Origin of the sequence: Pseudomonas sp. 39004 (genome assembly GCF_028682155.1) — a bacterium.
In the GTDB taxonomy this organism is placed as follows: Bacteria; Pseudomonadota; Gammaproteobacteria; order Pseudomonadales; family Pseudomonadaceae; genus Aquipseudomonas; species Aquipseudomonas capeferrum.
Map to the genome: position 1 here is coordinate 1 of NZ_JANIAG010000042.1, position 22,448 is coordinate 22,448.

Below are 22,448 nucleotides of genomic sequence, written 5' to 3' on the forward strand. Positions count from 1 at the left end.
GACCCTTTCGCGACGCAAGGCCGCTCCTACACACACAGGCAACGGTTGTGAAATAAGCAGAAATGCGGCCGTGACAAAATTTTCACATTGGTTTAAACAGAATCCGCACCCGCACAATGCTGCGTTGGTATAAGCCAGCGCCATCTCCGCAAACCCGCAATCCTAGGACTTTCCCATTCATGGCTAACACGGATGCCTTGAGACAGGGCGCGCGAGCGTCGTTCGCGCCGACCCTGAAATCCCACCTGGCCTACACGCTGCTCAGCGCCCTGGTCATCATGCTGATGCTCAGCCTCGTGCGCCTGGCGTTGTTGGTCTACAACAGCGACATGATCGGCGATACGCCCTATGCGACCGTCGCCGAAGGCTTCCTCAACGGGTTGCGCTTCGACCTGCGGGTGGTGGTGTACATCAGCATTCCGCTGCTGCTGGCCATTCTCAGCCCCTGGGCCATGGCCCGCCGTGGCGTGTTCCGGCTGTGGCTGACCATCGCCTCGAGCGTGGTGATGTTCCTCGGCCTGATGGAGCTGGACTTCTACCGCGAGTTCCACCAGCGCCTCAACGGGCTGGTGTTCCAGTACATCAAGGAAGACCCGAAGACCGTCATGAGCATGCTCTGGTACGGCTTCCCGGTGGTCCGCTACCTGCTGGCCTGGGTCGTTGGTACCTGGCTGCTGAGCCTGCTGTTCAAGGGCGTCGACCGCATGACCCGTGGCGGCCAGTCGGCCGGCGCTACCCTGCAGCGTCCCGCAGCAAAGTGGTACAACCGCCTGGCAGTGTTCATGGTGATCCTGCTGGTGGCCGTGGTTGCTGCCCGTGGCACCCTGCGCCAGGGCCCGCCGATGCGTTGGGGTGATGCCTTTACCACCGACTCCAACTTCGTCAACCAGCTTGGCCTGAATGGCACCCTGACCCTGATCGACGCCGCCAAGAGCCGTTTCGGCGAAGACCGCGCCAATATCTGGAAGCCTGTGCTGGACCAGCCGCTTGCCACGCAGACCGTGCGCGAGCAACTGCTGACCGCCCACGATACCCTGGTCGACGCCGACGAGGCTGCGATCCGCCGTGACTTCGTACCGCCAGCCGAGCGCACCCTGCCGATCAAGAACGTCGTGGTCATCCTCATGGAGAGCTTCGCCGGCCACTCGGTAGGCGCCCTGGGCAGCCCCAACAACATCACCCCGTACTTTGACAAGCTGGCCAAAGAAGGGTTGTTGTTCGACCGCTTCTTCTCCAACGGCACCCATACCCACCAGGGCATGTTCGCCACCATGGCCTGCTTCCCCAACCTGCCAGGCTTCGAATACCTGATGCAGACCCCGGAAGGCGGCCACAAGCTGTCTGGCCTGCCGGCGCTGCTCAGCGCCCGCGACTACGACGATGTGTACGTCTACAACGGTGACTTCGCCTGGGACAACCAGTCCGGTTTCTTCGGCAACCAGGGCATGACCACCTTCATTGGCCGTAACGACTTCGTCAACCCGGTGTTCTCCGACCCGACCTGGGGTGTGTCCGACCAGGACATGTTCGACCGTGGCGCCGAGGAGCTGGCCAAGCACGACGGCAAGAAGCCGATCTATGCGCTGCTGCAGACCCTGTCCAACCACACCCCATACGCGCTGCCCAAGGACCTGCCGGTAGAGCCGGTCACCGGCCAGGGCCGCCTGGACGAGCACCTGACCGCCATGCGCTACTCCGACTGGGCGCTGGGCCAGTTCTTCGAGAAGGCGCGCAAACAGCCGTACTTCAAGGAGACGCTGTTCGTCATCGTCGGTGACCACGGCTTCGGCAACCACCAGCAGGTCACCGAGCTGGACCTGGGCCGCTTCAACGTGCCGCTGCTGCTGATTGCCCCGGGCATCCAGGAGAAGTTCGGTGCGGTCGACCACACCGTCGGTACCCAGGTCGACATCGTGCCGACCATCATGGGCCGCCTGGGTGGCCAGACCCGCCATCAGTGCTGGGGCCGCGACCTGCTCAACCTGCCTGAAGGCGACCAGGGCGTTGGCATGATCAAGCCGTCGGGCAGCGAGCAGATCGTGGGCCTGGTGCAGGGTGACCGCATCCTCATCGAGTCCAAGGACATGAGCCCGCGCATGTACCGCTACCAGCTGGGCAGCGAGTTCAAGGCCGAGCTGATCGAAAGCCCGGACCAGCCGGAAATGCTGAAAAAGCTTGAAGCGTACATCCAGACCGCGACCAAGAGCCTGTTGGACAACACCGCAGGTGTCGTGCACGGCACACCGAAGTAACGCTGCAACAGGGGCCGCCGTGCGGCCCCTCGTCGGCAAGTGTGGAGGCGACCCGAACGCCACCACAGAGTCCTGCCAACTGAACAATTGCCCCCGCCCAAGGTCAAGCTATACAGACGTCACACACCCGGCGTTGTTTGATTGAGAGGGCTCGTCCAATGAAAGAGTGGGAAGTCATCTTTGCCGACCAGAAAGGCGAACCGACGTCATTGAAGCTGCGGGCCGAGCAGTGCCCCAGCGAAGAAGACGCGGCCCGTGCCATTCGCTCGCAGCTGTTTCCGGTCATGGATGAGCTGGACCTCAACGACTTCCAGGACCGCGCAGTATCCCCCACGGCACGCTGGCTCAAGGAGCAAACTGGCGTGACCATCACCGATATTCACGAAGCGCCCTGATCCGTGCGTTGACGTGGTGCCTGCCCAGGCACTACGCTGGAGCCAGGTGCCAGCCTTTTCTGCGGGCCGGCACCTTTCAATTCGCGTCTTGCATCAGCTCTATACAACTCGATCTGCCCGGCACCGCCGGCAGGTACGTAGTGCCCGGAAAGTCTATCCATTGCTTTGCAGGAGGACGATTCATGAGCAGCCAGAACGACGATATCAGCAGCAATGTCCTGCGCCAGATGAAAGCTGGCGGTTTCGATTTCACCCGTATCCATCCCATCGAGTTCTACGCAGTATTCCCAGACGAAGCCGGCGCACGTCGTGCAGCCGGGCAATTTCGTGGCGAGTCCCTCAACGCCCAGGTGCGCGAAATGAAAGACGGCGCCTGGCACCTTGAACTGAGCAAGGTCATGTATGCCACTTATGGAGGGATTGGCGACTTCGAAGAATGGTTCGAGCAACTCGTGTCACCCTACGGCGGCGAAGTCGAAGGGTGGGGTGTCAAGCACGAGCGGTTGTGCGCCTGACACTCATGGACCGGGGGCTGCCAAGCAGCCCCAGCATCTCAGGGCTTGCGCCCAGCCATATGCCCCAGATAAGCCAGTAGCGCATCCAGCTCCTGGTCGCTCAGCACATCCTCTGTAAACCCCGGCATCTTCGCCTGTGGCCAGCGCCGCAGGCTCTGTGGGTCACGTATCAGCTGGCGCAGAAACGCCGGTTGGAAGTACTCGGTAGGGTTGTGCGGCAGGTTCAGGTCCGGCCCCAGCTGGGCGTCACCTGCACCATTGAGGCGGTGGCAGGCCAGGCAATTTTGCTGAAACAGCGCAAAGCCCTGGCGCACCGGGTCGTCGGCTGGCAGCTTCGGGTCTGGCAATAGCGCGGGGAAACGCTGTTCGACCGAGGCCAGGCGGCGGATGGTGGCGATCTGAAACGGCCACTGTTCCGGGCGTATGCCACTGGCTTGCGATGCCGTCCATACCAGGTAGAACGGCCCGGCACTGGGTTTGCCTTTGCCCAGCCCTGGCCACGGTTTGGCGGGGTCTTCGATCGCCAGCCAGGCACGTGCCGGCCCTTCTTGCAGCAGCGGGGCGGCGGGCATTTCGGCAGCAAAACCATCCAGGGCCACGGCTTGCAGGTGGTCGCTGGCAGCTACCCCCTGCATCAGCGCAGCCAAAGGTATGGCCCGATAGTGCATGGGGCGCTTATAGGAAACGTCCTGCTCGATGCGGATGTCCTGGGCCTGCGGGTGGCCAAGCAGTTCAGCGCTGCTCCACTGGCGCGAGTGTGCACCCAGCTCCAGGTGCAGCTGCGCCGCCGACAGTGGCAGGCTGAGTAGCAAGGCGAGTAGGGCAAGGCATTGGCGCATGGTTAATCTCCGACCATCAAGGCCGGCAGGTTACCTGTGCGTTGCCTGTTGGCGCCACATCCGCCGTCAGCCGAACAAACGTGTCAGGTTCGGCAGGATCAGCAGTAAAGTCGTGGCAAAGACAATGAGCCCCGCTTGGCGTATTTTCGATTGTCTGAACATGGCGGACCGCCTTCTTGTTGTTATTCCTGAATACCCGTTGGCTTCCATGTCGCGTCTCGGGTCGATCGCAGTGGCGTAGGTTGACGCCAAGTCTGCTTGCCTCTTGAAAGTGCATATACAACCAACAGTAGGGTGTGCGTCATCCATGTTTGAGAACCCTTTGTTCTAATTGTAAGGTTGTTTAATTTCACTGCGTTATGAGGCCAATTGCCATGCGGCTGGCATGCTCTCACTAGACCGCTGCGTTGACGCCAACGATACGCCGGCAAAATATGACCGTTCGTCAGTGCGGCCTACTTGCTTGTACGTGCCTTTCGCGGCAGTCTCTACAGCAGATTCCCACCCATGTCGTTCAGGACTATCCCTATGTCGTTACGCATCTGCATCCTGGAAACCGATGTCCTGCGACCGGAGTTTACGGCGCAGTACCACGGCTATGGCAGGATGTTCGAGCAGCTGTTCTCGCGTCAGTCGATCGCCGCCGAATTTCGTGTGTACAACGTGATGAACGGCGACTATCCCGCCGACGATGAAGTGTTCGATGCCTATCTGGTAACCGGCAGCAAGGCCGATTCGTTCGGTTCCGATCCGTGGATCCAGCAACTCAAGGCCTACCTGTTGAAGCTTTACGCACGCGGCGAGAAGCTGCTGGGCGTCTGTTTCGGCCATCAACTGCTGGCCCTGACTCTGGGTGGCAAGGCTGAGCGTGCCGAGCAGGGCTGGGGGGTGGGTATCCACCGTTACTCACTGGCGGCACATGCGCCGTGGATGGACCCGAAGGTGTCCGAGCTGACCTTGCTGATCAGCCACCAGGACCAGGTGACCGAGTTGCCGGAAGGCGCTACCGTAATTGCCTCCAGCGACTTCTGCCCGAACGCCGCCTACCACATTGGTGACCAGGTACTGTGCTTCCAGGGGCATCCGGAGTTCGTGCACGATTACTCCAGGGCATTACTGGATGCGCGCCAGGCGTATCTGGGCGATGAGGTTTACCACAAGGCCGTGGCCAGCCTGGCCACCGAGCATCAGGGCGATCTGGTGGGGGAGTGGATGTTGCGGTTTATCGAACAGCCGGTGAACAAGGGTAACCTGGCGTGAGGGTTTGGGGTCGCCAAGCGGCCCCGGCAATCTCACAACCAACCCGATTTCTTGAAGCTGGCATACAACCCCGTGCACCCCAGCCCAATCACCCCCAGCACGCCAAAATACCCGTACTGCCACCCCAGTTCCGGCATGTTCTGAAAGTTCATCCCATAGATCCCGGCAATCGCCGTGGGGAAGGCCAGTATCGCTGCCCAGGCCGCGAATTTGCGCTGCACGATGCTCTGGCGCGACGACTCCAGCAACATGCCGATCTCGATGGTCTGGCTGGCGATATCGCGAATGCCAGCCAGGTCCTCCATCTGCCGCGTAACGTGAATCTGCACGTCGCGAAAGTAAGGGCGCATGTTCTTGTCGATGAACGGGAAGCTCAAACGCTGCAGTTCCTCGCTCACCTCCACCATCGGCGCCACGTAGCGGCGTAAGCGCAAAATATCGCGGCGCAGGCTGTGCAAGCGGCGGATGTCATCCTCCTGCAGCGAGCCACCGAGCACGCTCTGCTCCAGCTCCTCGATCTCGCCATGAATGGCTTCGCTGACCGGTTGGTAGTTCTCGGTCACGAAATCCAATAGCGCGTACAGCACGAAGTCCTCGCCGTGTTCCAGCAGCAAAGGCCGCGCCTCGCAGCGTTGGCGCACCAGGGCATAGGATTTGGAGTGGCCGTTGCGGCAGGTGATGATGTAGCCATTGCCGGCGAAGATGTGGGTTTCGATGAACTCCAGCTTGCCCTCATGACGCACCGGCGAATAGGTGACGATGAACAGCGCGTCGCCGAAGGTTTCAAGCTTGGGCCGGCTGTGTTTTTCCAGGGCATCTTCGATGGCCAGCTCGTGCAGGTTGAACTGGCGCTGCAGGGTGGCCAACTCCTCGGCGTTGGGCTCCTCCAGGCCGATCCAGACGAAGTGGCCAGGCTTGCATGCCCATTCGCTGCCTTCGTCGATGCTGATATTGGTGACTTTTCTGCCGGCGCTGTACACCGCCGATGCCACGACTCGACCCATGGTTGTCCACTTATTCGGTTGAACACGGTTTACAGCTTGGGCTGTAAGGCGCTTGAGGGCAACCTAGTGGCTCGCCAGTTCAGCTTCCATGCGGTCGATGCAGTGCTGCATCTGGCTGCGGCACTGCTCGATCAGTGCGGGGATGTCCCGCTGGCTCATGCCTGCCGTGGCAATCGGTGGCAGCGAGCGCACGATCACCGTTCGCCGCCGCCAGCTGTTCAGGCTCAGGCGCCGGGCATAGCGGCTGACGCACACTGGCACGATCGGCACGCCGGCTTCGATGGCCATGTGGAAGGCGCCTTTCTTGAAGGCCAGCAGGTGCTCGTCCGGGTTGCGGGTGCCCTCCGGGAAGATCCATATCGAGGTGTCGTTGTGCAGAACGTGGGTGGTCTTTTGCAGTGCCTTGCGCGCCTGGTAGGGGTTCTTGCGGTCGACCAATACGTTGCCGCCCAACCAGAACAGCTGGCCGAACAACGGGATCCAGCCCAGGCTCTTCTTGCCGATGGCCACGGTGCGCTTCGGCACCACCTGGCCGATCACGAACAGGTCGAAATTGGACTGGTGGTTGGCGACGATGACGCACCCGGGAGGGTGATCGAACAGCGGGCCGACTTCGGCCTTTAGCCGGATACGCATCAGCCAGGTGGCCGGCACGCTATAGAGCCGGGCGAAGAGCCGGCTGTTGTCGGGGTTGAAGGGGCGGCACAGGCCGATCACCAGGCCTATGCCGCCCACCAGCAGAAAATGCAGGCCTAACAGGAGCATGCGCAACGAATAAAGCATGACGAGACTCACACCAGACAGTCGAATTCCAGTGTACGACTGTACACTGGAAGAGGCAAATGTCGGCGTGGGTCTTGGGCTTAACCCATCGGGTTCTGGTCCAGCTCGATGGCTTTATCCAGGGCATCGAGCAGCCCCTTGCGCACCTTGAGCTTGGTGTTCTTGTGCGCCAGCATGTTCAGCTTCTTCAATTCACGGGCAGCGGCCAGCGCCGCTTCGTGCAGTTGCTCGGCCGGCACCACTTTGTCGAGGAAGCCGGCGTCCAGCGCCCCTTGCGGGTCGAAGATCTCGGCATTGATCACCGAGCGGTGGAAGGCCGAGCGGCGCAGGCGGTCGCGGGCCAGCTCGATGCCGGCATGGTGCATGGTCATGCCGATCTGCACTTCGTTCAGGCAGACCTTGTACGGCCCTTCGACGCCGATGCGGTAGTCGGCCGACAGCAGCAGGAAGGCACCTTTGGCCACGGCATTGCCGGGGCAGGCGACGATCACCGGGAACGGGTGCGACAACAGGCGGCGGGCGAGGGTGGAGCCGGCGGTCACCAGGCTGATCGCTTCTTTGGGGCCGGCGGTCATGACCTTGAGGTCGTAGCCGCCAGAGAGTATGCCCGGCTGCCCGGTGATGATGACCACTGCACGTTCCTGCTCGGCGCGGTCGAGGGCGGCGTTGAAGGCGATGATGACATCCGGCGAGATGGCGTTGACCTTGCCGTTGTTCAGGGTCAGGGTGGCGATGCCGTCTTCGGCATGGTAGGTAATCAGCTCGCTCATGGCAGAGTCCTTTGGGTGGCGTGCTTGCGACGTTACCCAGCACTGCCTGCCAGGTAAAGCAGCAAGGCTGACTGGCCGGTCAGCGTTTGCCCGGCATGCCTTGGCGCGCCGGGGCAGGGCCTATGCAGGCGGTAAAAGCGCAGGCGAGATTGGCAGCATTGCCCTGGCGGCCTCGGGTTTTCAGTGAATTTGCATAAACGCATGAAATTTCTGAAAAAATGCTTGCCAAAGAAAAGCTCTTCCACTAAATTAGCGCGCCTCGACAGGCTGAAAGGCTTGAAGAGAAACGGTGAAGTGTCCGAGTGGTCGAAGGAGCACGCCTGGAAAGTGTGTATACGAGAAATCGTATCAAGGGTTCAAATCCCTTCTTCACCGCCACATTCTACAAAAAGCCCCCGCGCTGAAAAGTTCGGGGGCTTTTTGTTTTCACAGCGCTAACGGCGCTGCTCCGTGGCCCCTTGTCACTCTGTGGGGGCGAGTAACCCCGCCCCCACAGACGATTGATCAGAAGCTCACGGATGCCGACAAGCGTGCCGTACGCGGCGCGCCCTGGAACAGGTAGTTGTCCCCCAGGTAATCCCCCACATCGCGCCAGTAGCGTTTGTCGAACACGTTATCCACGGTCAACCGCAGCACCGTGTCATACCCCCCGATGCGCGTGCGGTAACGGCTACCCACATCAAAGACGGTATAACCTCCCACCTCGACATTGCCCGCCTGGCTGGCATATTTGCTGGCGCTGTAGCGCGCACCTCCGAGTAATGCCAGGCCCGGTACCGGCAGGCTGTATTCGGCCTGCAGGGCCGCACGCAGCTTGGGCACGTTGATGGCCTGGTGGCCTTCGTAAGCATCGGTCCCGCTGTTTTTTACCCGCGCGCGGATGGCGGCGGCGCTGGCCTGAACCTGCAGGTTCGAGGTCACCCAGCCGCTGGCACCCAGCTCCAGGCCGGTGTTCTTCTGTTGGCCTTGCTGGACGTAGGTGAAGTTACCCTCGCCATCCGGCCGTGCGTATTGGTACGCCTGGCGGATCTGGAACAGCGCGGCAGTGAAGCTTAAGCCCTGCCAGTCACGCTTGATGCCCAGCTCCAGTTGGCGCGACAAGGTCGGGGCGAGGATCTCGGCAGCGTTGCTGGCGAACCAGGGGGCGGTGCCACCGGCCGACAAGCCTTTTGAGTAGCTTGCGTACAGCGTGGTGTCCGGGCTCGGCTTGTAGATCAGCGCGGCATTGGGCAGCAATTGGTACTGACGGGTATGGCGCCCGGCAACACCGGTTTCGTCCCAGGTTTTTTCGTCCAGGCGCACTTCGCGAGCGCCGATCACGGTCTGCCACTGTTCGTTGAAGCTGATGCGATCATTGACGAACAGGCCGTACTGGCGGCTGTCCAGGCGTCGCTCGCTTGAGCCGATCGGCTTGTCGGAGGGGGCGAGGGCTGGCGCGCCGGTGTAGATGTTGCCGGTGCCCAGCCACTCGTTGTAATAGGGCCGTTGATCCACGGTACGGCGTTGGGCGCTGCTGCCGACTGTCAGGTCGTGCCCCACGCCCAAGGCATCGAAGCGGCCATTGAGCGTGGCTTGTGCCTCATCGGTGCGGCGCGTGTCATCCGGGCTGCGGTAGTCATAGATGTCGTAGTCGCCATTGCTGGCGAAGAACGCGCCCTCGCTCGAGCCCCACGCAAACGCGCTGTAATCGTCGATCACCACCTTGCTGCGCGACGCACTCAACGTCCCGGTCCATGCCTCATTGAAGCGGTATTCGAAGCGCCCGCCCAGGTTCAGCGAATCGTTCTGCACCGGCTTGGCCCACTGTTGGTAGGCCAGGCGATCATCCGGGTCGATACCGTGGGGCACCTGCGTGCCGCCGAGCAACTGGTAACCGGGAACCGAGCGCTGCTCGCGGTGCTGGTACTCGGCGTCCAGCTGCAAGGTAGCATCCGGGCTGATCTGCCAGTCAAAGGCCAGCGAGGCGAAGTCGCGCTTGCCGTCGGCATGGTCGACATAGCTGCGGATGTCCTCATGGGCCAGGTTGGCGCGCAGGCCGAACTGCCGCTCACTGCCGAACCAGCCGCCCAGGTCGGTGGCCAGGTAGCGCTCGCCCTGTTCGTTGGTCGACACCGTCACGCTACGCACGTCTTCGGCGCGCTTGGTCACGTAGTTGATCAGCCCGCCAGGCTCCGAAACGCCACTCTGCAGCCCGGACAAGCCCTTGAGCAGCTCCACTTGCTGTTTGTTTTCCAGGGCCACGTTCTGCTCGCCGGCGAGGGTCTGGCCATTGATCCGGTAGCTGCTGGCGGCATTGAGCGCGAAGCCGCGTACGTTGAAGTTTTCGTAATAGCCGATGGGCGCATAGCTTTCACCCACCGAAGCATCGCTTTGCAGCACTTCGCTGAGCTTGCGCACCTGGCGGTCCTCCAGCAGTTGCTGGCTGAACACGCTGACCGAGGCCGGGGTGTCGAGCAGTGGCGCGGCCTGCAAGCCTGCTACCGACGCCTCGCGTACCTGATAGCCGTCGTCGCCATAGCGGTCGGAAACCTGCAGTGGGTCCAGCACGATGCCGTCTTCGGCAAGACCATGAGGGCAATGCAAGGCCAAGCCCAGGCTGAGCAAGCTCAGGGGCAGGCGAGGGCGAAGCGGGGGCATGCGGGGGCTCCTGGAGGCCGGTACAGGCCGTGAAAAAGGCGGCATCTTAACAGCCGCCTTCACCCTGAAACGATCAGGGCCCCGCGATATTCAGTGGTTGCTGGCCGGGCGCTTGTGCTGACGCCAACTGTCGTCGATCTTCGACCACGTCTTGCCATCGGTGACGGCCAACAGTTTGCGCCCATCCTTGAAGGTGGCAAGGAAGGTGGCTTCTTGCTCCTTGCCGCCCAGCCAGAGCCCGGCCAGCAGCCCCACCGGGCCGGCCACCAGGGCACCCGCTACACCCCAGCCGAGGGCTGTGCCCAGGCTGCGGCTGGACTCCAGGCTGGCCAACCTGAGGTCGCTGATGCGCGTGAGGGAGATCCGCTCGCCTGGCGAAGGGCTGCGCGGGGTCTTGAGTGTGAGCGATCCGTTGCGATACTCGCCTTCACCTTGCAAGAAATCGCCGGATTGCACCGTGAGTCTTGTCATTGGGTCGTCCTGTCAGAAGGGCATTGTCCAGCGCCTACTGAGCGCTGCCCGCCCTGGCAAGTCAACGGCCAAGCGACGGAGGGTAGTGCGTTGCAGTGTCGCGGCTCAAGCGCTTGCGCTCGGCCAGCGCCCAGGCCAGCAGCGCCACTGTACCGATCACCAGCCCGGCAACGACGATGCCGATCCAGCCTTGGCGCTGGAACAGTTGCGTGCCCAGCAGCGACCCCAGCGCACCGCCGATGAAGTAACAGGTGATGTAGCCGGCATTGAGCCGCGTGCGTGCCTCTGGCCGCAGCGCGATCACCGCATTCTGGTTGCTGACGTGCACCAGTTGCACTGCCAGGTCGAGCATCAGCACCCCCAGCAGCAGGGCCGGCAGCGAGTATTCGGCAAAGCCCAGCGGCACCCACGACAGCAGCAGTACCACCAACCCTACCGTGGTGCCCAGCGAGCCCTTGCCGCGGTCAGCGAGGCGCCCGGCCCAGTTGGCCGACAATGCCCCCGCCGCGCCGGCCAGGCCGAACAGGCCGATTACCGCATCCGAGTAAAAGTAAGGCTCTTGTGCCAGCAAAAATGCCAGCGGTGTCCAGAACAGCGCGAACAGGCTGAACGCCAACAGGCCAAGCAGCGCCCGCAGGCGCAGCACCGGTTCTTCAAAGAACAGGCGGAATACCGAACCGATCAGCGCCGGATATTTCAGCCCGGCAGGGTTGTGATGCTGCGGCAAGCTGCGGTAAAGGGCCAGGGCGGTGATGGCCATCAGCACGGCGGCCAGTACGTAGATGCTGCGCCAGCCCCCCAGTTCAGCCATGAAGCCGGCCGCCGTGCGGGCCAACAGGATACCCAGCAACAAGCCGCTCATCAGGGTGCCGATCGCGCGTCCGCGCTGATGCGGCTCACTCAAGGTCGCGGCCATGGGTACCAGGATCTGCGCCACCACCGAGAACAGGCCGGTCAGCGCGGTGCCCAGCAGCAACCACGGCAGGTTCGGCGCGCAGGCGCTGATGACCAGGCCGAGGGTGGCGATGGCGGTCATCACAGTGATCAGGCGGCGCTGTTCGAACAGGTCGCCCAGCGGTGCCAGCAACAGCAGGCCGGCGCCGTAGCTGAGCTGGGCGGCGATGACGATGCTGCCGGCACTGGCGGTACTCAGCCCGAATTGCTGGGCGATGCTGTGCAGCAACGGCTGGGCATAGTAGTTGCTGGCCACGGCCAGGCCGGTGGCGGTGGCCATCAGCAGGATCAGGGCGCGACTGAGGGTTGGGGTGTTCATGGGGGGCTCGAGGGGCAGGGAGCTTTATTCTAGGGCCGGTAGGGGTAGGGCAGTTGATTTTTAGCGCCCTGCACCCCGCCGCCTTCACCACATCAAGCCGCAAAGCCACCATCGGCCGTCAAACTGGCCCCTGTGATATACCCCGCCTCTGGCCCCGCCAGGTAGGCCACAAAACTGGCAATCTCATCCACCTGCCCATAACGCCCGATGGCCATCAGCGGTATCAGGCTTTCGGCAAACTCGCCGCTGGCCGGGTTCATGTCGGTATCCACCGGCCCGGGCTGCACGTTATTGACAGTGATCCCCTGCGGGCCAAGGTCGCGGGCCATGCCCCGGGTCAGCCCCACCAGTGCCGACTTGCTCATGGCATAGGGTGCGCCACCCGCAAACGGCATGCGCTCGGCGTTGGTGCTGCCAATATTGATGATGCGTCCACCCTGGCCCATGTAGCGCACGGCCGCCTGGCTAGCGACGAACACACTGCGCACGTTCACCGCCAGCATGCGGTCGAAATCGGCCAGGTCGAACTCGGCAATCGGCGCCACGGTCAGCACGCCGGCGTTGTTGACCAGGATGTCGAGCCCACCGAAGGCCTTGGCGGTGTCATCCACCGCCAACTGCACGGCTGCCGCGTCTGCGCTGTCGGCCCGCAGGGCCAGGGCCTGGCCGCCGTTGCCGATGATTTCCTGTGCCAGCTGTTCGGCCGGGCCGGCCGAGCTCACGTAGGTGAAGGCAACCCGTGCGCCTTCGCGGGCCAGGCGGCGGACGATGGCCGCGCCAATGCCGCGGGAACCGCCTTGGACCAGGGCTACTTTACCGTCGAGTGGAAGTTGTTTGGACATGCTGATCTCCTGCTGGGAAGCAAGGCCGAATGCCTTGGATGGGCGCAGTATCGGTGGCTAATTACCTGCTGATAAGATGGCAATCACTATCAGCAGAGTAAACCTTTGGTTGTGAATCATGGCCATGGAGTCTTTCAACGCCCTCGAGTGCTTTATCCGCAGCGCCGAGGTTGGCAGTTTTGCCGAGGCTGCCCGCCGTCTGAGCCTCACGCCTGCCGCAGTCGGCAAGCATGTGGCCCAGCTGGAGGCCCGGTTGGGCGTGCGCCTGTTCCAGCGTAGTACCCGCAAGCTGACCCTGACCGAAGCGGGCCAGCGCTTTCTGGGGGAGGTCAGTGACAGCTTTCGCACCATCCAGTATGCCGTGGCCAACCTGGCCAGTGCCGAAGGCCAGCCGGCCGGGTTGCTGCGGGTGAGCATGGGCACGGTGTTCGGGCGGCTCTATGTGTTGCCGCTGCTGGGGGAGTTCTTGCGTCGTTACCCCGCCATTACCCCGGACTGGCATTTCGACAATCGCCAGGTCGATTTGATCGGCCAGGGTTTCGATGCGGCCATTGGCGGTGGTTTCGAGCTGCCACTGGGCGTGGTGGCGCGCAAGTTGACCCCCGCCCATCGGGTGCTGGTGGCGGCGCCTGGCTATCTGGACCAGCGCCCACCCATCGATGGCCCGCAGGCGTTGCAGCGCCATGACGGAGTCCTGATTCGCTCACCCCAGACCGGCCGGGTGCGCTCCTGGCCGCTGACCAGTCGCTGGCAGGAGCAGCAGCCGTTGCTGCTGCGTCAGGCGATGACCATGAGTGATTCGGATGCGGCTTGTGCGGTTGCGCAGCAGGGTTTGGGCATCGCATTGGTCAGTTTGCCGTTTGCGGTACCTTACCTGCAGGCAGGGCGGCTGCAGCGGGTGTTGCCGGACTGGTATGTGGACGATGGGCATATCAGCTTGTATTACGCCGAGCACAAACTGTTGCCGAGGAAGACGCGGGCGTTCATCGATTTTGTCGTGGAGCAGTTTGCACAGCAGGGGTTGGCGGGGCAATTCGATGCGTTGCAGCGCCTTTAGATGAATGTTGCCTAGCCCAGCCTTTTCGCGGGGCAAGCTCAGACGACCTCACTGATGAACAGTACCTGTGCCCCCAGGCTCACCTCATCATCGACCCGCTTGCCCATCAGCTGCTGCCCCAGCGGCGACCGCGGTGTAATCACCGTCACCAGCTCGTCCCCGGCGCCAATCTTCAACCCCGCCGCCTCGGGCCCGAGAAACAGCCGGCGCTGTTGGCCATCCTCATCCTCAAGGGTCACCAGGTTGCTCACCTGTATACCCCGCAGCGGGTCGTAGTCGCGCAGCAGCAGTTGCTGGTAGATCTGCAGCGCCTGGCGAATCTCGGCCGTGCGGCGCGCCTGGCCGGTGGCGAGGTACGAGGCTTCCAGGCCTAGCGTGTCGTACTTGTTCTCGGCGATGTTCTCTTCGGCGGTGGCGGATTCGTACGCGGTCTGCGCCGCGCGGCTCAGTACGTCCACGTCATGTTCGAGGGTCGCGACGATGCGCGTGAGAAGCAGGGGCTTGTCCATCTTCAGTAACAGAACTCCAGCACATTGGCCTGGCTTTTATCGGTAGGTGCGGTGCGGTTCTGCTGCAGCCAGAACTGGCACTTGGGGCTGTTGAGGTTGCGCGGGTTACCCTGGGCGGCCTCGGCGGCCTGTTGCCGTTCCTGTTGTTGCAAGATGCCCTTGTAGCGCTCGAACATCTCACCCTGCGCATCCACCGGGGGCGCGGCGGGTTGGCCGAGGGCAGGGGCCAGGGCCTGAGCAACCGGCTGCACCTGCTCGGGCCACAGTTGCACCGCCAGCCACAGGCTCACGGCGATAGCCACGGCGCCCAGCCACAGGCCAATGGCCACGCACAGGGTCAGTTGCAACGGCTTGAGGGTGATCTTCAGTTCGCGGTGGCGGGGCATGGCGGCCTCCTGGCAGGGTGGGGCGGCGTGCATTGTCGCACGCTGCTGGCGAATTTTACCCGCAGGTGCTTTTGTCGACGACAATTTATCCGCAGAATCCGCGGTTTTCCGCACCATGAGGGGGAGGGCACATGAAGGCCACCTGGGACATCTTTTGCACCGTCGTCGACAATTATGGCGATATCGGCGTGACCTGGCGCCTGGCGCGGCAACTGGTGGACGAGCACGAAATCGCAGTGCGCCTGTGGGTGGACGACCTGAATGCCTTCGTGCCGATGTGCCCCGGGGCCGATGCCGCAGCGTTGCAACAGTGGCAGCAGGGCGTCGATGTGCGCCAGTGGCCGGCCGAGTGGGTGCCGATTGAGCCCGCAGAGGTGGTGATCGGCGCCTTCGCCTGCCAGTTGCCGGCGCACTATGTCGAGGCCATGCGCGCCCGGGCGAAGCCGCCGCTGTGGCTGAACCTCGAGTATCTCAGCGCCGAGCACTGGGTGGAAGGCTGCCACGGCTTGCCGTCCCCCCAGGCCAACGGCTTGCGCAAGGTGTTCTTTTTCCCCGGCTTTACCGAGAAAACCGGCGGCCTGTTGCGCGAGGGCACGTTGTTGGCGCGGCGCCAGGCCTTCGAACAGTCCGCCGTGGCCCGCCAGGCGTTCTTGCAACGGCTTGGTGTGTACCCCGAGGTGCAGGCGCGGCTGATCTCGCTGTTCGCCTATGAAAACACCCAGCTGGGCAATTGGCTGGATGCGTTGGCGGCAGGTAGCCAGCCGACCCACCTGCTGGTGCCGCAAGGGCGTATTCTGGCCGACGTCGGCACCTGGCTGGGCCATGCCCGGCTGGAGGTGGGCGATGTGCGCGTACGTGGTGCGCTGACTGTGCAGATTTTGCCGTTCGTCAGCCAGGACGATTATGATCGGCTGCTGTGGAGCTGCGATTTCAACGCCGTACGCGGCGAAGACTCGTTCGTGCGTGCGCAATGGGCCGGGCGCCCGATGCTGTGGCACATCTACGTGCAGGACGAGAACGCCCATTGGGAAAAACTCGAAGCGTTCCTTGAGCTTTATCGACACGGCCTGTCAGCCGATGCCTCTGCCGCACTGGTGGCATTGTGGCGTGCCTGGAACATGGACCGTGACGTCGGCCAGGCGTGGCAAGCGGCCCAGCAACACTGGCCAGAACTGCAGCAGCATGCCCGCGATTGGGCGGCCCGTCAGGCCGCTCGGCCAGACCTTGCCATGGCGCTGGTACAGTTTTACCGAAATTGGCTATGATATGCGGCCTCGATTTTTATAAATCCATCCAGATTCGGATACTTCGCAATGAAAACTGGTAAAGAACTGAAACCCGGTACCGTACTGCGGATCGACAACGACCCGTGGCTGGTGCAAAAAGCTGAGTTCACCAAATCGGGCCGTAACAGCGCGATCATGAAGACCAAGCTGAAGAACCTGCTGACCGGCTACAAGACCGAAACCGTATACGGTGCGGACGACAAGCTGGACGACGTGATCCTGGATCGCAAAGAAGCGACCCTGTCGTTCATCAGCGGTGACACGTACACCTTCATGGACACCACCGACTATTCCATGTACGAGCTGAACGCCGAGGATATCGAAGCCGTTCTGCCGTTCATCGAAGAAGGCATGGAAGACATCTGCGAAGCCGTCTTCTTCGAAGGCCGCCTGGTGTCGGTAGAACTGCCGACCACCATCGTGCGTCAGGTTGACTACACCGAAGGTTCCGCGCGCGGCGACACTTCGGGCAAGGTCATGAAACCTGCCAAGCTGAAGAACGGTACTGAGCTGAGCGTTGCTGACTTCATCGAAATCGGCGACCTGATCGAGATCGATACCCGCGAAGGCGGTTCGTACAAAGGCCGCGCCAAGAAGTAAGTGTTCTTGAGATGCAGCAAAAAACCCGGCCTCGGCCGGGTTTTTTTATGCCTGTGTTCAGACCGTCACATGCAGCCTTACATCCACATTGCCGCGGGTGGCATTGGAGTAAGGGCAGACCTTGTGCGCCTTCTCCACCAGCCCTTCGGCATCGGCCTGGGCCAGGCCTGGCAGGTTGATGTGCAGGTCGATGTCCAGGCCGAAACCACCCTCAATCTGGCCAATGCCCACCTTGGCAGTGATCGAGGCATCTGCTGGCAGGGCTTTCTTCTCTTGCCCGGCAACAAACTTCAGGGCACCGATGAAGCAGGCCGAGTAGCCGGCAGCGAACAGCTGCTCTGGGTTGGTGCCTTCACCCCCCGCGCCGCCCAATTCCTTGGGGGTGCTCAGCTTGACCTCCAGCTTGCCGTCGCTGGAGTGGGATTTGCCGTCGCGCCCGCCGGTGGAGGTGGCTTCGGCGATGTACAGCGGAGTGACCTTTTGCATCTTGAGCCTCGCTAATCTGCTGCGCGCGACCTGGGTTGAGGTGGCGCTGGGTGGGTGTGGGATTTAAATTAGCGCGCAATTAGTTTGCGCGCAAGATAAATAATCACCGCTCATCCGAACGGCCATCTCACAGCATAGCGCTCAGAGGTTTTTCTGCAGGTTGTCGCGCAGGTCCAGCAGGTCGGCTTGCAGTTGTTGCAGGCGTTGCAAGCTGCGCCCGCTGGCCTTGAGGATGCACGGTGGCACCTGTTTGGCCTGTTGCTGCAGGTCGCGGCCCTTGTCGGTCAACTGCACCAATACCACCCGTTCGTCCTCGCGGCTGCGGGTGCGCTTGAGCAGGCCTTCGCTTTCCAGGCGCTTGAGCAGCGGGGTCAGCGAGCCAGGGTCGGTGAGCAGGTGCTGGCTGATCTCGCCCACGGTCAGGCCGTCCCGCTCCCATAGCACCAGCATCGCCAAGTATTGCGGGTAGGTCAGGCCCAGCGCCTGCAGCAGCGGTTTGTAGACCTTGGTCATCAGCAACGAGGTCGAATGCAGGGCGAAGCAGACCTGGTTGTCCAGCAGCAGCTCGTCACAGGAGGCTTGGGTGTCGGCGTTCATGCAGGTCCTTGGAGTCATCAATGGGAAAATCTAGCACGCTGATCATCAGTGCGTTCACTGCCAGCGCAGTTCACTGCGCAGCGCCAGGTCCCAGGGTGGAATGGGGCTGAAACGGCTCTTGAGAAATTCGAGCAGCAAACGGCTGCGAGAGTTCGTTTCATGTGCAAGGCGTAGCGCATAAATACCGCTGCTCTCGGCTGCCGGCAGGCCGCCGTCGCAGAACAGCGCAATCAGTTCGCCGCGCAGCAGGTATTCGCTGATCAGCCAGGTGGGCAGGTGGGCGACGCCTAAACCGGCCAGGGCGCCAAACAGCAGGGTTTCGGCGTTGTTGGCGGCCATGCGCATGCGTGTTGGCCGATACAGTCGGGCCTGGCCCGCCACGTTGAAGCGCCAGGCGAAAGGCGGTGCCAGGCCGTCCCAGTCGAGGCCGTCGTGCTCAGGCAGTTCGCTGGGGCACGCCGGTACGCCACGGCTGGCCAAGTAGGCTGGGCTGGCGCAGGCGATGCGCACCATGTACGCCAGCGGCGTGGCCACCAGGCGAGTGTCGGCCAGGGGGCCAGCGCGCAACACCAGGTCGACCTCGCCCAGATGGCTGCCGTGCAGGTCGACGAAGCTGTCGATCAGGCGCAGTTGCACGTCCAGCCCGGGGTACGCCACCAGAAAATCGGCGATGGCCGGGGCCAGGTGGCGGCGGCCGAACGCGGCGGGGGCGTCGATGCGGATCAAACCTTCCGGGGCGCTGCTCAGTGACACGGCTTCGGCGCGGGCCAGGCGCAGCTCCTCGATGATGCGTCGTGCGCGCTCGGCAAAGGCATTGCCGGCCGGTGTGGCACGCACCGCGTGAGTACTGCGGGTGAACAGGCGGCTGCCCACCGCGTTTTCCAGGTTGTCGATGCGCCGGGCCACGGCCGAGGGCGTCAGCGGGTGGCGCCGTGCGGCGGCGGAAAAACTGCCGGTTTCCAGCACATCGAGGAACAGGCTGAGTTGGTCAGTGAGGACGTCAGGGCTCATGGCGGCTCGGCTTTGCAAAAAACGCACAGCCATTGTGCGCTGCTGTGCGTTTCCCCACCAGCCCCGACTCGGTAGCATGCGGCCATTGCTAAAGAACGGCAGAAGAGGCCCTGATGATCGAGTGGTTGTTGTATATCGTGCTGGGCGCAGCCCTGGGCACCATGGGCGGTTTGTTCGGCATCGGCGGTGGGCTGATTGCCATCCCGGCGCTGGGCGTGTTGTTCGGGCTGGACCAACAGCTGGCGCAGGGCACTGCGTTGGTCATGGTGGTACCGAATGTGTTGCTGGCGCTGTGGCGCTACCACCAGCGCAATCGCATCGAACTGCGCCATGCGCTGCCGTTGGCGTTGTGCAGTTTGCTGTTCGCCTGGCTGGGTTCGATCTGGGCGGTGGGCATCGATGCCCAGGCCATGCGCCTGGGGTTTGTCGGCTTTCTGGTGGCGCTGGCCATCTGGAACGTGGCGCGGATGTTCTTGAGGGTTGCGCCGCCAAGCCCTGAAATGCGCTATGCCTGGCCATGGCTCGGGGTGCTGGGCAGCTTTGCCGGGACCATGGGCGGGCTGTTCGGGGTGGGGGGCGCGGTGGTTGCGACGCCGATACTGACCAGTGTGTTCGGCACTACGCAGGTGGTGGCGCAAGGGCTCTCGCTGGCATTGGCGGCGCCCAGTACGGCGGTGACTCTGCTGACATATGGCGTGCACCAGAGTGTCGATTGGGCAGTGGGGATACCCTTGGCGGTGGGAGGGTTGCTCAGCATCAGCTGGGGGGTGAGGCTGGCGCATGCCTTGCCAGAGAAAGTGCTGCGGGCGATGTTTTGTGTGTTTCTGGTGGTGTGCGCGGTGATGCTGGGGTTTGAGCTTTGAGCTTTGGGGGCCGCGTTGCGGCCCTTTCGCGACGCAAGGCCGCTCCTACAGGGGTTGCGCGATACCTTGGAGCAGCCTGGGCTTACTTGAAGCCTTCGACGATGTAATCGGCCATGCAATCGGTGATCGGCGAAGGGTTCTGCGTACTGCGCACCAGCATCACATTGGCCACCGGTAACTGCGGCAACCCATCGTTTTCGCCAAGAATCCGGATATTGCCGCCCACCAGGCTCTGCAACTGCGCCGTTACCGCCAACCCCGCCGTGACGATGGCAAAGATCGCCGCCAGGCTGGGGCTGGTATAGGCAATGCGGTAGTCGATGCCCTGTGCCTCCAGCGCATTGCAGGTCCAGGCGCGGCAGAAGCAGTCGGTATTGAACAGCGCCACCGGCATGGGCCGTTGCTCCTGTGGGCAAAACCCTTCGGCCGCGGCCCACACCAGGCGCTCCTGGCGCAGCAACTGGCCGACTTCGTTGCCCGGCTCGCGGGTGACGATGGTCAGGTCCAGGTCCTGGCGCAGCATCAACTGCTTCGACGAGTCGCAATGCACCTCCACCTGCACCAGCGGGTAGGCCTGGGCAAAACTCGACAGGATGGTCGGCAGGAAGCGCATGGCGTAGTCGTCCGGCGTGCCGATGCGCACTACCCCGACCATGTGCGGCATACGCAAGGTGTTGAACACCTCCCCGTGCAGCTTGAGGATGCGCCTGGCGTAGCCGAGCAGTACCTGCCCCTCGGCGGTAAGGCGTACCTGGCGGCCATCGCGCTCGAACAGCTGGCGCTGCAGGATATCTTCCTCCAGGCGTTTCATCTGCATGCTCACCGCCGACTGGGTGCGGTTGACCACTTCTCCGGCGCGGGTGAAGCCGCCTTGTTCGGCAATGGCGACGAAAGTGCGCAATACGTCGGCATCGAGGCTTTGATACTGTGACATAGCATCAATCTCCGAGATGCATGGCATCAGAAACATTCGTTGGATTGATCTTAAGCCCGGCGTGAGACTGGAGCCATCAACACGGAGGGCTTCACGATGAAAGGTCATATCAGCAGCATTCAGCAACCGGTCGTCTCACTGAACCACCTGTGGCATGCAGCGCTGCAGCGCCCGGCGCGCTGGCTCGAGCTGTACCGTCAGCGTCGGGAACTGGCCCGGCTCAGCGATGCGACATTGCACGATCTGGGGTTGAGCCGGGCGGATATCCAGCAAGAGGCCGAACGGCATTTCTGGGATGATCCGCTGCGTAAATGACGGCGCCCGAACCTCAGCGCCGAACCTGCTTGAGGGTTTCGGCAATTAGAAACGCCAATTCCAACGACTGGTCGGCGTTCATCCGCGGGTCGCAATGGGTATGGTAGCGGTCCGACAAGCCATCCTCGGTAATCGGCCGGGCACCACCGATGCACTCGGTGACGTTCTGCCCGGTCATTTCGATATGGATACCACCGGCATGGCTGCCTTCAGCCTGGTGCACCTGGAAGAACTGCTTCACCTCATCGAGAATCTGCGCGAAGTCGCGGGTCTTGTAGCCGCTGCTGGCCTTGATGGTGTTGCCGTGCATCGGGTCGGAGCTCCACAGCACCTTGCGGCCTTCGCGCTCGACGGTGCGGATCAACCCCGGCAGATGGTCGCCAACCTTGTTGGCCCCCATGCGCACGATCAGGTTCAGGCGGCCAGGGTCGTTGCTCGGGTTCAGGGTATCGATCAGGCGGATCAACTCCTCGGGGTTCATGCTTGGGCCAACCTTGACCCCGATCGGGTTATGCACGCCACGCAGGAACTCCACATGGGCGCCATCGAGCTGGCGCGTGCGGTCGCCGATCCACAGCATGTGCGCCGAGCAGTCGTAGTAGTCGCCGGTCAGGCTGTCCTGGCGCACGAACGCTTCCTCATAATTGAGCAGCAACGCTTCGTGGGCGGTGAAGAAGCTGGTCTCGCGCAGTTGCGGCGCGCTGTCCAGCCCGCAGGCCCGCATGAAGGCCAGGGTCTCGTCGATGCGGTTGGCCAACTGATGGTACTTGTCGGCCAGCGCCGAGTTGGCGATGAAGTCCAGGTTCCATTTGTGCACCTGGTGCAGGTCGGCAAAGCCGCCCTGGGCAAAGGCGCGTAACAGGTTGAGGCTGGCGGTGGCCTGGTGGTAGGCCTGCAGCAGGCGGTCCGGGTCGGGGATGCGGCTTTTATCGTCGAAACCGATGCCGTTGACGATGTCGCCACGGTAGGCGGGCAGGGTGACGTTGCCAATGGTCTCGTCGCCCGAGGAGCGTGGCTTGGCAAATTGCCCCGCCATGCGCCCGACCTTGACCACCGGGCAGCCGGCAGCAAAGGTCATGACAATGGCCATCTGCAGCAGCACCTTGAAGGTGTCGCGGATCTTCGCCGCCGAAAACTCGGCAAAGCTCTCGGCGCAGTCGCCGCCCTGCAGCAGGAAGGCGCGGCCTTCGGTCACCTCGGCAAACTGCCGGCGCAGCTCGCGCGCCTCGCCTGCGAACACCAGTGGCGGGTAGCTGGCCAGGGTCTGCTCGACCTTGAGCAAGTGCGCGGCGTCGGGGTAGGTCGGTTGCTGCTGGATCGGCAGGGCACGCCAGCTGTCAGGGCTCCACGGTGCGTTCATCTC

Annotated in this window: 24 protein-coding genes and 1 tRNA gene; 10 read left to right on the forward strand and 15 right to left on the reverse strand. The window is 62.8% G+C overall.

Annotated features, from left to right (window positions below):
- Positions 1 to 179: 179 nt before the first annotated feature.
- The 3 genes from NP534_RS10050 (at position 180) to NP534_RS10060 (ending at position 3,162) form a co-directional block, all read left to right on the forward strand.
- Positions 180 to 2,252, forward strand: coding sequence for an LTA synthase family protein (locus NP534_RS10050; protein WP_274098624.1), 2,073 nt, complete (start codon positions 180 to 182; stop codon positions 2,250 to 2,252).
- Between the two features lie 158 nt (positions 2,253 to 2,410).
- Positions 2,411 to 2,647, forward strand: coding sequence for a hypothetical protein (locus tag NP534_RS10055; RefSeq protein ID WP_186659366.1), 237 nt, complete (start codon positions 2,411 to 2,413; stop codon positions 2,645 to 2,647).
- Between the two features lie 182 nt (positions 2,648 to 2,829).
- The gene (locus tag NP534_RS10060; protein WP_274098625.1) at positions 2,830 to 3,162 is read left to right on the forward strand and encodes a ribonuclease E inhibitor RraB; all 333 of its coding nucleotides are present in this window, start codon (positions 2,830 to 2,832) and stop codon (positions 3,160 to 3,162) included.
- Positions 3,163 to 3,200: 38 nt separating this feature from the next.
- Here NP534_RS10060 and NP534_RS10065 read toward each other — a convergent pair whose 3' ends face one another.
- Positions 3,201 to 4,001 carry a cytochrome c gene (locus tag NP534_RS10065; RefSeq protein WP_274098626.1) on the reverse strand — a complete coding sequence of 267 codons (801 nt, stop codon included), beginning with the start codon at positions 3,999 to 4,001 and terminating at the stop codon, positions 3,201 to 3,203.
- 528 nt (positions 4,002 to 4,529) lie between these two features.
- Here NP534_RS10065 and NP534_RS10070 point away from each other — a divergent pair.
- The gene (locus NP534_RS10070; RefSeq protein WP_274098627.1) at positions 4,530 to 5,261 is read left to right on the forward strand and encodes an amidotransferase; all 732 of its coding nucleotides are present in this window, start codon (positions 4,530 to 4,532) and stop codon (positions 5,259 to 5,261) included.
- A gap of 32 nt (positions 5,262 to 5,293) precedes the next feature.
- On the opposite strand, the gene NP534_RS10075 is transcribed toward NP534_RS10070, so the two are convergent.
- The 3 genes from NP534_RS10075 to NP534_RS10085 all read right to left on the reverse strand — a co-directional run bounded on the left by NP534_RS10075 (position 5,294) and on the right by NP534_RS10085 (position 7,818).
- Positions 5,294 to 6,265 (reverse strand): magnesium and cobalt transport protein CorA, encoded by a 972-nt coding sequence (locus NP534_RS10075; protein WP_033700634.1) that lies wholly within the window; start codon positions 6,263 to 6,265, stop codon positions 5,294 to 5,296.
- Between the two features lie 63 nt (positions 6,266 to 6,328).
- Positions 6,329 to 7,048, reverse strand: coding sequence for a lysophospholipid acyltransferase family protein (locus NP534_RS10080; protein ID WP_274098628.1), 720 nt, complete (start codon positions 7,046 to 7,048; stop codon positions 6,329 to 6,331).
- Positions 7,049 to 7,128: 80 nt separating this feature from the next.
- On the reverse strand, positions 7,129 to 7,818 hold the full coding sequence (locus NP534_RS10085) for a crotonase/enoyl-CoA hydratase family protein (protein WP_047583832.1): 690 nt from the start codon (positions 7,816 to 7,818) through the stop codon (positions 7,129 to 7,131).
- Positions 7,819 to 8,106: 288 nt separating this feature from the next.
- Here NP534_RS10085 and NP534_RS10090 point away from each other — a divergent pair.
- Positions 8,107 to 8,196: transfer RNA gene (locus NP534_RS10090), tRNA-Ser, on the forward strand.
- A gap of 126 nt (positions 8,197 to 8,322) precedes the next feature.
- Here the strand turns inward: NP534_RS10090 and NP534_RS10095 are convergent.
- The 4 genes from NP534_RS10095 to NP534_RS10110 form a co-directional block, all read right to left on the reverse strand.
- On the reverse strand, positions 8,323 to 10,455 hold the full coding sequence (locus NP534_RS10095; protein ID WP_274098629.1) for a TonB-dependent siderophore receptor: 2,133 nt from the start codon (positions 10,453 to 10,455) through the stop codon (positions 8,323 to 8,325).
- Positions 10,456 to 10,545: 90 nt separating this feature from the next.
- Positions 10,546 to 10,926 (reverse strand): hypothetical protein, encoded by a 381-nt coding sequence (locus tag NP534_RS10100; RefSeq protein WP_033700629.1) that lies wholly within the window; start codon positions 10,924 to 10,926, stop codon positions 10,546 to 10,548.
- A 61-nt stretch (positions 10,927 to 10,987) separates the two neighbouring features.
- On the reverse strand, positions 10,988 to 12,199 hold the full coding sequence (locus NP534_RS10105; protein WP_274098630.1) for an MFS transporter: 1,212 nt from the start codon (positions 12,197 to 12,199) through the stop codon (positions 10,988 to 10,990).
- 92 nt (positions 12,200 to 12,291) lie between these two features.
- A complete protein-coding gene (locus tag NP534_RS10110; protein WP_033700627.1) occupies positions 12,292 to 13,041 on the reverse strand; it encodes a 3-oxoacyl-ACP reductase family protein in 750 nt (249 codons plus the stop codon).
- Between the two features lie 118 nt (positions 13,042 to 13,159).
- On the opposite strand from NP534_RS10110, the gene NP534_RS10115 reads away from it, so the two are divergent.
- Entirely contained in the window at positions 13,160 to 14,098 is a 939-nt protein-coding gene (locus NP534_RS10115; protein ID WP_274098631.1) for a LysR family transcriptional regulator, read from the forward strand.
- A 38-nt stretch (positions 14,099 to 14,136) separates the two neighbouring features.
- Here the strand turns inward: NP534_RS10115 and NP534_RS10120 are convergent, their stop codons facing one another.
- Complete coding sequence (locus NP534_RS10120) at positions 14,137 to 14,607, reverse strand: GreA/GreB family elongation factor (RefSeq protein WP_274098632.1); 471 nt, start codon at positions 14,605 to 14,607, stop codon at positions 14,137 to 14,139.
- A gap of 2 nt (positions 14,608 to 14,609) precedes the next feature.
- Complete coding sequence (locus NP534_RS10125) at positions 14,610 to 14,993, reverse strand: hypothetical protein (RefSeq protein WP_033700624.1); 384 nt, start codon at positions 14,991 to 14,993, stop codon at positions 14,610 to 14,612.
- Between the two features lie 131 nt (positions 14,994 to 15,124).
- Here NP534_RS10125 and earP point away from each other — a divergent pair, with 131 nt between their 5' ends.
- Both earP and NP534_RS10135 read left to right on the forward strand, forming a co-directional pair.
- Positions 15,125 to 16,258: an elongation factor P maturation arginine rhamnosyltransferase EarP gene (gene earP, locus NP534_RS10130; protein ID WP_274098633.1), complete on the forward strand. Its 1,134-nt coding sequence runs from the start codon at positions 15,125 to 15,127 to the stop codon at positions 16,256 to 16,258.
- Positions 16,259 to 16,306: 48 nt separating this feature from the next.
- Positions 16,307 to 16,879, forward strand: a complete 573-nt coding sequence (locus NP534_RS10135; RefSeq protein WP_033700622.1) for an elongation factor P — start codon at positions 16,307 to 16,309, stop codon at positions 16,877 to 16,879.
- A 57-nt stretch (positions 16,880 to 16,936) separates the two neighbouring features.
- Here the strand turns inward: NP534_RS10135 and NP534_RS10140 are convergent, their stop codons facing one another.
- The 3 genes from NP534_RS10140 to NP534_RS10150 all read right to left on the reverse strand — a co-directional run bounded on the left by NP534_RS10140 (position 16,937) and on the right by NP534_RS10150 (position 18,973).
- Entirely contained in the window at positions 16,937 to 17,365 is a 429-nt protein-coding gene (locus NP534_RS10140) for an organic hydroperoxide resistance protein (RefSeq protein ID WP_274098634.1), read from the reverse strand.
- 141 nt (positions 17,366 to 17,506) lie between these two features.
- Positions 17,507 to 17,962: a MarR family winged helix-turn-helix transcriptional regulator gene (locus tag NP534_RS10145; protein ID WP_274098635.1), complete on the reverse strand. Its 456-nt coding sequence runs from the start codon at positions 17,960 to 17,962 to the stop codon at positions 17,507 to 17,509.
- A gap of 54 nt (positions 17,963 to 18,016) precedes the next feature.
- Positions 18,017 to 18,973: a LysR family transcriptional regulator gene (locus NP534_RS10150; protein ID WP_274098636.1), complete on the reverse strand. Its 957-nt coding sequence runs from the start codon at positions 18,971 to 18,973 to the stop codon at positions 18,017 to 18,019.
- 113 nt (positions 18,974 to 19,086) lie between these two features.
- Here NP534_RS10150 and NP534_RS10155 point away from each other — a divergent pair, with 113 nt between their 5' ends.
- Positions 19,087 to 19,836 carry a sulfite exporter TauE/SafE family protein gene (locus tag NP534_RS10155; RefSeq protein WP_274098637.1) on the forward strand — a complete coding sequence of 250 codons (750 nt, stop codon included), beginning with the start codon at positions 19,087 to 19,089 and terminating at the stop codon, positions 19,834 to 19,836.
- An 82-nt stretch (positions 19,837 to 19,918) separates the two neighbouring features.
- Here the strand turns inward: NP534_RS10155 and NP534_RS10160 are convergent, their stop codons facing one another.
- On the reverse strand, positions 19,919 to 20,770 hold the full coding sequence (locus NP534_RS10160) for a LysR substrate-binding domain-containing protein (protein ID WP_033701497.1): 852 nt from the start codon (positions 20,768 to 20,770) through the stop codon (positions 19,919 to 19,921).
- Positions 20,771 to 20,866: 96 nt separating this feature from the next.
- On the opposite strand from NP534_RS10160, the gene NP534_RS10165 reads away from it, so the two are divergent.
- Positions 20,867 to 21,085: a DUF1127 domain-containing protein gene (locus NP534_RS10165; RefSeq protein WP_274098638.1), complete on the forward strand. Its 219-nt coding sequence runs from the start codon at positions 20,867 to 20,869 to the stop codon at positions 21,083 to 21,085.
- 13 nt (positions 21,086 to 21,098) lie between these two features.
- Here the strand turns inward: NP534_RS10165 and NP534_RS10170 are convergent, their stop codons facing one another.
- Positions 21,099 to 22,445 carry a class II 3-deoxy-7-phosphoheptulonate synthase gene (locus NP534_RS10170; RefSeq protein WP_274098639.1) on the reverse strand — a complete coding sequence of 449 codons (1,347 nt, stop codon included), beginning with the start codon at positions 22,443 to 22,445 and terminating at the stop codon, positions 21,099 to 21,101.
- Between the last annotated feature and the right edge of the window lie 3 nt (positions 22,446 to 22,448).